Raw genomic sequence first — 1125 nt, forward strand, 5'->3', positions numbered from 1 at the left:
CTAGTGTCCTGCGCCGGTAGTCCGTCGTTAGATCTTGTATGAGTTCTCCTGCCGGGGTGCCGGTGCCGCGTCGTGGTCCGAAGCTGGAACCGCTTCTGCTGGACGATGACGAGCGTGCTGTGCTGGAACGCTGGACCCGGCGGGCCAACTCCGCCCAGGCGTTGGCGCTGCGGGCGCGGATCGTGCTGGCGTGTGCGGGCTCCGACGTCCCGCCCATCGTTGAGGTGGCCCGTAACCTGCGCATCTCCGCGGACACGGTCCGCAAGTGGCGGCGGCGGTTCCTCGCCGAGCGGCTGGACGGCCTGGCCGACGAGCCCCGGCCGGGCCGACCGCCCACCATCGGTGTCGATCAGGTCGAAGCGGTCGTGGTCGCCACCCTGGAAGAGATCCCGAAGAACGCCACGCACTGGTCGCGGAAGTCGATGGCCGAACACAGCGGCCTGTCGAAGTCCACCGTCGGCCGGATCTGGCGGAGATTCCAGCTCAAGCCGCATCTGACGGACACCTTCAAGCTGTCGACGGACCCGCTGTTCGTGGAGAAGGTCTACGACGTCGTCGGCCTGTACTTCAACCCGCCCGAGGGCGCGGTGGTCCTCTCGGTCGACGAGAAGTCCCAGATCCAGGCGCTGGACCGTTCCCAGCCGGTGCTGCCGATAATGCCGGGCATGCCCGAGCGGCGCACCCACGACTACGTCCGCAACGGGCTGACCACCTTGTTCGCCGCGTTCGACATCGCCACTGGCGAGGTCATCAGTGCTCTGCACCGCCGGCACCGGGCAGCCGAGTTCAAGAAGTTCCTGATCCGGATCGACAAAGAAGTGCCGGCGGATCTCCAGATCCACCTGATCTGCGACAACTACGGCACCCACAAGACACCCGCGATCAGGACATGGCTGGCCAGGCACCCACGCTTTCACATGCACTTCACCCCCACCGGCTCGTCCTGGATCAACCAGGTCGAGAGGTGGTTCGGCTTCCTGGCCGACCAGATGATCCGCCGCGGCGCACACAAGAACGTCCAGGCCCTCGAAGCCGACATCCGCGCGTGGGTCAAGAACTGGAACGAGGACCCGAAGCCGTTCATCTGGACCAAGACAGCCGAGGAGATCCTCGACTCCCTTGCCC

General features: G+C 66.0%; 1 protein-coding gene. It reads left to right on the forward strand.

Translation table 11 applies throughout. From position 1 onward, the window contains the following. Window positions 1–38: 38 nt before the first annotated feature. Window positions 39–1125, forward strand: a 1087-nt coding sequence (locus tag IE294_RS46745) for an IS630 family transposase (RefSeq protein ID WP_189895391.1), incomplete at its 3' end; no start/stop codon positions are given.

The sequence above is a fragment of the Streptomyces canarius genome (assembly GCF_014650735.1).
Taxonomy (GTDB): Bacteria; Actinomycetota; Actinomycetes; order Streptomycetales; family Streptomycetaceae; genus Streptomyces; species Streptomyces olivaceoviridis.